This window comes from Pseudomonas edaphica (genome assembly GCF_005863185.1).
Lineage (GTDB): Bacteria > Pseudomonadota > Gammaproteobacteria > Pseudomonadales > Pseudomonadaceae > Aquipseudomonas > Aquipseudomonas edaphica.
In genome coordinates this window covers 1-7,948 of record NZ_VBVZ01000278.1, presented here as the reverse complement: position 1 = coordinate 7,948, position 7,948 = coordinate 1, and the positions used below count along the sequence as shown (strand labels likewise).

The 7,948-nt window shown below is 62.6% G+C and carries 8 protein-coding genes; all 8 read left to right on the top strand.

Annotated features, from left to right (window positions below; all coding sequences use genetic code 11):
* Nucleotides 1-146 precede the first annotated feature (146 nt).
* The 8 genes from FEM54_RS18415 (at nt 147) to FEM54_RS18380 (ending at nt 7,744) form a co-directional block, all read left to right on the top strand.
* Entirely contained in the window at nt 147-1,349 is a 1,203-nt protein-coding gene (locus FEM54_RS18415; protein WP_138452358.1) for an ABC transporter substrate-binding protein, read from the top strand.
* A gap of 57 nt (nt 1,350-1,406) precedes the next feature.
* Nucleotides 1,407-2,267 (top strand): branched-chain amino acid ABC transporter permease, encoded by an 861-nt coding sequence (locus tag FEM54_RS18410; protein WP_017136275.1) that lies wholly within the window; start codon nt 1,407-1,409, stop codon nt 2,265-2,267.
* Nucleotide 2,268: 1 nt separating this feature from the next.
* Nucleotides 2,269-3,279 (top strand): branched-chain amino acid ABC transporter permease, encoded by a 1,011-nt coding sequence (locus FEM54_RS18405; protein WP_017136276.1) that lies wholly within the window; start codon nt 2,269-2,271, stop codon nt 3,277-3,279.
* Nucleotides 3,276-4,025 carry an ABC transporter ATP-binding protein gene (locus FEM54_RS18400; protein ID WP_138452356.1) on the top strand — a complete coding sequence of 250 codons (750 nt, stop codon included), beginning with the start codon at nt 3,276-3,278 and terminating at the stop codon, nt 4,023-4,025. Before FEM54_RS18405 ends, FEM54_RS18400 begins: the two co-directional genes overlap by 4 nt.
* Nucleotides 4,025-4,720, top strand: coding sequence for an ABC transporter ATP-binding protein (locus FEM54_RS18395; protein WP_017136278.1), 696 nt, complete (start codon nt 4,025-4,027; stop codon nt 4,718-4,720). Before FEM54_RS18400 ends, FEM54_RS18395 begins: the two co-directional genes overlap by 1 nt.
* A 14-nt stretch (nt 4,721-4,734) precedes the next feature.
* Nucleotides 4,735-6,003: a Zn-dependent hydrolase gene (locus FEM54_RS18390; protein ID WP_099549982.1), complete on the top strand. Its 1,269-nt coding sequence runs from the start codon at nt 4,735-4,737 to the stop codon at nt 6,001-6,003.
* Entirely contained in the window at nt 6,000-7,400 is a 1,401-nt protein-coding gene (locus FEM54_RS18385) for an amidase (protein ID WP_138452354.1), read from the top strand. Before FEM54_RS18390 ends, FEM54_RS18385 begins: the two co-directional genes overlap by 4 nt.
* A gap of 101 nt (nt 7,401-7,501) precedes the next feature.
* On the top strand, nt 7,502-7,744 hold the full coding sequence (locus FEM54_RS18380; protein ID WP_171045860.1) for a hypothetical protein: 243 nt from the start codon (nt 7,502-7,504) through the stop codon (nt 7,742-7,744).
* The last annotated feature ends 204 nt before the right edge of the window (nt 7,745-7,948 follow it).

Sequence of the window (7,948 nt, the reverse complement as noted above, 5' to 3'; positions counted from 1 at the left end):
ATCGCAGGCAAGCCAGCTCCCACACTTGAGCCGGTTCCAACCGTTAGACCGTTTCACCCAATTCAATAACAGGCCTGCCCACAGGCCCTTGCTCCACCGTATCGCCCTTGCCGCTCCTGCCAATAACTAAACCAGGGAGTCACCCCATGCAGCGTCGTACGTTGTTGAAAGCCAGTCTTACCGCCGCAGCCGCGCTCAGCCTTCCGCTGAGTGTGCGCTCTGCATTCGCCGCCGAGCCTTTTACCTTTTACGGCCTCAAGTCCATGTCCGGCGCGTTTGCCAGCTATGGCAAGTTTGCCGACATGGGTTCGCGCCTGGCGGTGGAACAGCACCCCGAGTTACTCGGCCGCCCGCTCAACTACAAGGTCATCGACACCGAAGGCAATGCCGGCAAAGCCGTGCGCAAGGTCCAGGAAGCGATCCAGCAGGACGGCGCGCGGTTCTTCCAGGGCTGCACGTTGTCGTCCTCCGCGCTGGCGGTGGCCAAGGAAGTCGACAAGGTCGGCGGCGTGTTCATGACCCCGGTGGGCGCCGATGAAGTCACCGGCAAAGACTGCAACAAGGCGACCTTCCGCTGGTCGGTGCCCACCTACGGCGCGATCCGCGAAACCATGCTGCCGCTGATCAAGCTGCTGCCTGACGCCAAGCGCTGGTACACCATCACCCCGCAGTACGTGTTTGGCGAAGCCTTGCTCGAAGGCGCGAAAACCGTGCTCAAAGACAACGGGCTGGAACACGTCGGCAACAGCTACCACTCATTGCAGGAACAGGAGTTCTCCGGCTACCTGACCAACGCCATCGCCGCCAAACCCGATGTGCTGGTACTGCTCAACTTCGGCAGCCAGTCGTCCAACACCCTGCGCCAGGCCGTGAACTTCGGTATCAAGGAGCGCATGAAAGTGCTGCTGGTATGGTCCGCCGGGCTCGACCAGTTCCAGGAACTGGGCAGCGAGGTGCTCGAAGGCGTGTACCTCGGCGCCCAGTATTGGCACCAGGTCGACACCCCGCTCAACCGTGAACTGGTCAAGCTCACTCAAGCCAAATACGGCATCAACCCCACCTACCCGCTGGCGGCTGATTACATCAGCACCAAAGTCATGCTGGAAACCATCATCAGCACCGGCAGCTTCGACGGCCCGACCGTGGCCAAAGCCCTGCAAGGCTTGAGCTACGAAGGCCCGACCGGCAAGGAGTCGATCCGCGCCGGCGACCATCAGGTGATCAAGGATTACTACCTGCTGATCGGCAAAGCCGCCGGCGACATGGCCGACAAGGACGACCTGGCCAAGGTGCTCAGCGCCGGGCAATCGTTCCCGCCGGTCGAGGCGACGGGCTGCACGCTCGCCTGATCCCCTGAATTGCTTAGCGCAGGGCCGCGCGAGCGGCTGCCTGCCGAGGGTTTCTGCATGCTTAATCTTTACCTGTTCCAGATCCTCAACGGCCTTGGGTTGGGGATGATCTACTTCCTGATCGCGGTCGGGCTGACGATCATTTTCGGCCTGCTCAACTTCGTCAACTTCGCCCACGGCGCGTTCTTTCTGCTGGGTGCGTACATCTGCTACACCGCCGTAAGCCTCACCGGCAACTTCTGGCTGGCGCTGCTGATCGCGCCGCTGGTGGTGGCCGCGCTGGCGTGGGTGATCGAGCGATTATTGATCCAGCGGATTTACCACTTGCCACACATGTTCCAGATTCTGGTGACCCTGGGGATCGCGCTGATCATCCAGGAAGCCAGCGTGATGATCTGGGGCCCGGTGGGCAAAAGCGTCGCCGTGCCGGAACTGCTGCGCGGCGTGCTGGTGGTGGGCGATTTCGTCTACCCCTACTACCGCCTGTTTCTCATCGTGTTTTCCGCGCTGATCGGCCTGGCCTTGTGGCTGCTGCTGGAGCGCACGCGCTTCGGCGCCCTGGTACGCGCCGGCAGTGAAAGCACCGAAACCGTGTCGCTGCTGGGCACCAATATCTTCCGTCTGTTTTCCATGACCTTTGCCCTTGGCGTGGCCCTGGCCGGTGTCGCGGGTGTGCTGTTTGCACCGTTGCGCGGCGCGCAACCCTTTGTCGGCCCGGAGATCCTCGGCGTGGCCTTCGTGGTGGTGGTGATCGGCGGCATGGGTTCGTTCAGCGGCGCGCTGGTCGGCGGTTTACTGGTGGGCGTGGTGCAAAGCCTGATGACCACATTCTGGCCCCAAGGCGCGAGCCTGATGATCTACGGCGCGATGGCCGTGGTGATTCTGGTGCGCCCTTACGGCCTGTTCGGGAGAGCCTGACATGAGCGAGAAAAACCCCCTGCCGTTTGCCAAAACCCAATCCAAAGCCATGTTGCTGTGGGTGCTGGCGGTGCTGATCGGCTTGCCGTTGATTCTGCCCTCGGCCACCCTGGCCACCGAGATCCTGATCTTTGCCCTCGCCGCGCTGGCCTGCAACCTGTTGCTGGGCTACACCGGGCTGTTGTCGTTCGGCCAAGGCATCTTCTTTGGTGCCGGTGCGTATTGCGCGGCGCTGCTGATGATCCACCTGCAACTGGGCTTGTTCACCGCGTTGCTCGGCGCGGCCATTGCCGGTGGTTTCCTGGCGCTTCTGGTCGGCGCGCTGGCAATCCGGCGCACCGGCATTTACTTCGTGATGCTCACGTTGGCATTCAGCCAGATGGCCTACTTCGTCGCCTACACCTTGAGCGACTGGACCGGCGGCGACAACGGCCTGCTCAGTGTGCCGCGCCCGGAAATCCGCATCGGTGACACCGTGCTGCTGTCGCTGGCCGATGCCCGTGTGTTCTATGGCTTTGTCGCGGTGCTGTTCCTGCTGATCTTTATCGGCGCGCGCCGAGTGATCGCCTCGCCATTTGGCAGCACCTTGATGGCGATCCGCGAAAACGAAACCCGCGCCTCGGCCATCGGCTATGACACGCGCCACTTCAAGATCCTGGTGTTCGTACTGTCCGGCGCGGTCACCGGCATCGCCGGGGCGCTGTACGCGATGCTGCTGCACTTTGTGCCGCTGTCGAACATCGACCTGGCGATGTCCGAGAACATCCTGATCATGACCATCGTCGGCGGCACCGGCTCGCTGTTCGGCTCATTGCTGGGCGCAGGCTCCATCGTGCTGTTGGGGGACTTCCTCTCCGACCTGTGGCCGCGCTGGCTGATGTTGCTGGGTGTGATCCTGATCTTTGTGGTGATCTTCATGCGCGGCGGCTTGTGGGGCGGCCTCGCGTCGTTGTTCGAACGGGTACGCGGCAGCCGCAAGACCGCCGTCGTCGCCAAGGAGGAAGGGCTATGAGCATCCTGCTGGAAACCAAAGACCTGGAACTGGCCTATGGCGCGTTCCATGCGGTCAACGGCGTCAACCTCAAGGTCGAAGCCGGCACCATTCACACCATCATCGGCCCTAACGGCGCGGGCAAGACCAGCCTGTTTCACTGCCTCACCGGCGAGCGCCAGGCCACCGCCGGGGGGATTCATTTTGACGGCAAAAACCTGATACGCAAACCGGCCCACGGCCGTGTGGGCCTGGGCATGGCGCGCTCGTTCCAGCTCACCAGCCTGTTCCAGAACCTCAGCGTGCGCGAGAACCTGCGCCTGGCCGCCCAAGGCCGCGACGGCGCACGTGCGCTGAACTTCTGGCGCCGCGTCGACAGCAAGCGCGAGCACCTGGAGATGGCCGATCAGGTGTTGGAGCGTCTGCAACTCACCCGCCGCGCCGACACCCTGGCCGGCGAGTTGTCCCACGGCCAGCAACGCGTGCTGGAGGTGGGCATGTCGATCTGCTCCAAACCCAAACTGCTGATGCTCGACGAGCCCACGTCGGGCATGGGCATCGATGACATTCCGATCATGACCCAGCTGATCAGCGACCTCGGCCGCGACCACACGGTGCTGTTGATCGAACACAACATGAGCATTGTCATGTCCATCAGCCAACGCATCACCGTGATGAGTCACGGGCAGATTCTGGTGGAAGGTACGCCGGAATTCGTGCGTGCCGATGAGCGTGTGCGTACGGCTTATCTTGGGGAGGCTGCCTGATGCTGATTGTCGAGAATATCCATTCCTACTATGACAAGAGCCATGTGTTGGAAGGCGTGTCGCTGACCGTCAACCCCGGTGAACTGGTGACGCTGCTGGGCCGAAATGGCGCGGGCAAGACCACCACGCTGCGCAGCATCCTCGGGATTATCTGCCCGCGCCAGGGCCAGATTCACTTCAACGGCCAGGCGTTGGTGGGCCAGAAGATCTTTGAAATCGCCCGTCAGGGCTTGGCGCTGGTGCCGGAGAACCGCGGGATTTTCCGCCTGCTGACGGTCGAGGAAAACCTGCGTATCGCCGTGCGCAAGACCAGCCGCTGGCAACTCGAAGACGTGTACGGCATGTTCCCGCGCCTCAAGGAGCGGCGTAAAAACGCCGGCCACGCGCTGTCCGGCGGCGAGCAACAGATGCTCGCCATCGCCCGTGCGCTGCTCAACGACCCCAAGCTGCTGATCCTCGATGAGCCCACCGAAGGCCTGGCGCCGGTGATCGTTGACGAGCTGGTGAAAATCCTGCGCAAGGTCAAGGACGACGGCCTGCCGGTGTTGCTGGTGGAACAGAACCTGATGGTCTGCGACAAGCTCGCCGACCGCCATTACGTGCTCGAACAGGGCCGCGTCGTATACGAGGGCAGCGCCGCTGACTTCCGCGCCGACCCGACCATCAAGAACCGCTACCTGGCCCTGAGTGCCTGACCGGAGATTTGCACATGAATAGTTTTGCGCAACCGCTCAAGAGCAATGCCCCGCTGATCAACCGCGACCGCTTGTGGCAATCGTTGATGGACCTGGCCCAGCTTGGCGCCACGGTCAAAGGCGGCGTGTGCCGCCTGGCCCTTACCGACCTCGACCGCCAGGCCCGCGACCTGTTTGTGCAATGGTGCGAGGCTGCCGGGTGCAGTGTCAGTGTCGATGCCATTGGCAATATCTTTGCGCGGCGTGCCGGACGCAATCCCGCCCTGCCCCCGGTGATGACCGGCAGCCATATCGACACCCAGCCCACCGGCGGCAAGTTCGACGGCTGCTACGGCGTGATGGCCGGGCTGGAAGTGATCCGCACCTTGAATGACCTGAATATTCAGACCCAGGCCCCCATCGAGGTGGTGGTGTGGACCAACGAAGAAGGCTCGCGCTTTCCGCCGTGCATGATGGGTTCCGGGGTGTTTGCCGGCAAGTTCGACTTGCAGGACACCCTCGACAAACTCGATGACCAAGGCCTGTCCGTGGGCGCCGAATTGCAGCGCATCGGCTACGCCGGCTCCCGCGCGGTGCTTGGCCACCCGGTCGGCGCATATTTCGAGGCGCATATCGAGCAAGGCCCGGTGCTGGAAGACCGCGCCACCACCATCGGCGTGGTCATGGGCTGCCTCGGCCAGAAGTGGTTCGACCTGACCCTTACCGGCGTCGAAGCCCACGCCGGCCCAACGCCCATGCACTTGCGCAAGGACGCCCTGGTGGGCGCCGCCGAAGTGGTCAGCGCGGTCAACCGCATCGCCCATCAACAGCAACCGCACGCCTGCGGCACAGTCGGTTGCCTGAACCTGCACCCCGGCTCGCGCAATGTGATTCCAGGCCAGGTGCACATGACCATCGACCTGCGCCACCTGCATGCCGACAAGCTGCAAGCCATGGTCGATGAAGTGCGCGGCGTGATCGAAGCCACCTGCGCCCGGCATGGCCTGACCTTTGAACTGACGCCCACCGCCGACTTCCCGCCGCTGGACTTCAACCCAGCCTGCGTCAACGCCGTGCGTGACGGTGCGCAGGCATTGGGCTTGAGCCACATGGACATCGTCAGTGGCGCCGGGCATGACGCGATTTTCGTCGCCGAACTCGGCCCGGCCGGGATGATCTTTGTGCCGTGCGAAGGCGGCATCAGCCATAACGAAATCGAAAACGCCGCGCCGGATGACCTGGCGGCGGGCTGCGCGGTGCTGCTGCGCGCCATGGTCAACGCGGCGCAGGGAGAGGTGGCATGAGTGAGATTGGCCAACTGACGGCGGTGCAACTGCTGCAGCATTTTCACGACAAGACCCTGTCACCGGTAGACGTCACTGAAGACGCTTTGCTGCGGATCGAGCGCTATAACCCGGTGGTGAACGCCTATTGTCACGTAGACCCTGAAGGCGCATTGAACGCTGCGCGGGCCTCGGAACAACGCTGGTTGAAAGGTGAACCCTGCGGCGCACTGGACGGCGTGCCTGCCTCGATCAAAGACCTGACGCTGACCATTGGCATGCCCACCCGCAAGGGGTCGCGCACCTCCTCTGCCGACGGGCCGTGGGATGTGGATGCGCCCTTCTCGGCTTTTATGCGCAAAGCCGGCGCGGTGCTGCTGGGCAAGACCACCACGCCGGAATTCGGTTGGAAAGGCGTCACCGACAACCCGCTGTACGGCATCACGCGCAACCCGTGGGACACGCGCACCACAGCGGGCGGTTCGTCGGGTGGCGCCGGTGCGGCGGCGGCGCTGAACCTGGGCGTGCTGCACCAGGGCAGCGATGCCGGTGGCTCGATCCGCATTCCCTGTGCGTTCACCGGTACGTTCGGCATCAAGCCAACTTTCGGGTATGTGCCGCAGTGGCCGGCCAGTTCCATGACGATTCTGTCGCACCTGGGGCCGATGACCCGCACGGTGGAAGACACCGTGCTGATGCTGCAAACCGTGGCCCAACCGGATGCGCGCGATGGCCTGATCGGGGCACCGCGCCATACGCCGTGGTTATCGGGCGCTACGGATTTGAAGGGTTTACGCGTGGCCTATAGTCCTACGTTCGGGTATGTGGACGTGGACCCGCAGGTGGCCAAAGTGGTTGCCCAGGCGGTTGAGGGTCTGGTACAGCTGGGGGCGCATGTCGAGCAGATCGATCCAGGTTTCAGCGACCCGCTGGAGGTGTTCAGCACCTTGTGGGCTGCCGGTGCGGCTCGCTTGACGGGCTCGATGAGTGATGCGCAAAAACAATTGCTGGACCCCGGTTTGCTGCGTATTGCCGAACACGGCCAGCAGTTGAGCCTCGGCGATTTTAACGACGCCCTTGAAGCCCGCGCGGCGTTGGTGGCGAGGATGGCGGCGTTTCATGAGCATTACGATGTGCTGGTCTCGCCGATGATGCCGATTACAGCGTTTGCAGCTGGGCATAATGTGCCGCCGGGTTCGTCGATGAAAGCGTGGATGGAGTGGACGCCGTTTACTTATCCCTTCAATTTGACGCAGCAACCGGCAGCTTCGGTGCCCTGCGGGTTGGCAGCGAATGGTTTGCCGGTGGGCTTGCATGTGGTGGCTGCGCGGTTTGCGGATGAGCAGGTGTTGAGGGTGTGTCAGGCCTATGCCAAAGCCTTTCCTACTGAACACCTTGAAGCACCGCGGGTGCTCTGAACCCTGCATGTGCGGTCGCATCCGGCTTATAATCCGCGCTTCTTTTTTTGTTGCGCGGGTTGTTTTAGATGCTATTTACAAGGACTTTTATGGCGAGTGCAGTGCTCGCCGTCCTGCCGGTTATGGTCCATGCCACAGCGTTGGACTTGAGCTACGAAGCGCCTGTGCTTGAGGCGGTGCCACACGATGCACCGGCGACGGCGAAATCGTTGTTCCCGGTTCAGACCCAGGCGCCGGTGACGTTTGAGTACAAGTGCAAGGGGCCGCGTTGTCAGTATGAGGATGACCTGGAGCAGCGGCACGAAGACCAGACCACGCAGAGTTGGTCCATCGGTATTCACTAGGGTTCGGCCTGCCTTGGGCTGAAATGCAATCATCAACTGTGGGAGCTGGCTTGCCTGCGGTAGCGGTTTGGCGGGGGGGGTTGGTCGGGGTACATATCCATTGCTGCGGTAACGGCGGCCTATGGTTTCGCTCTTACAGCGACTCACTTTTCGAAGGACCGAAAAGTAAGCAAAAGGTCCTCGCCCCAACACTCGGTGCCTCGC

What these genes read in the sequence shown, in the direction of transcription:
- FEM54_RS18415 (WP_138452358.1), top strand. Translation starts at nt 147, where the DNA reads ATGCAGCGTCGTACGTTGTTGAAAGCCAGTCTTACCGCCGCAGCCGCG.
- FEM54_RS18410 (WP_017136275.1), top strand. Translation starts at nt 1,407, where the DNA reads ATGCTTAATCTTTACCTGTTCCAGATCCTCAACGGCCTTGGGTTGGGG.
- FEM54_RS18405 (WP_017136276.1), top strand. Translation starts at nt 2,269, where the DNA reads ATGAGCGAGAAAAACCCCCTGCCGTTTGCCAAAACCCAATCCAAAGCC.
- FEM54_RS18400 (WP_138452356.1), top strand. Translation starts at nt 3,276, where the DNA reads ATGAGCATCCTGCTGGAAACCAAAGACCTGGAACTGGCCTATGGCGCG.
- FEM54_RS18395 (WP_017136278.1), top strand. Translation starts at nt 4,025, where the DNA reads ATGCTGATTGTCGAGAATATCCATTCCTACTATGACAAGAGCCATGTG.
- FEM54_RS18390 (WP_099549982.1), top strand. Translation starts at nt 4,735, where the DNA reads ATGAATAGTTTTGCGCAACCGCTCAAGAGCAATGCCCCGCTGATCAAC.
- FEM54_RS18385 (WP_138452354.1), top strand. Translation starts at nt 6,000, where the DNA reads ATGAGTGAGATTGGCCAACTGACGGCGGTGCAACTGCTGCAGCATTTT.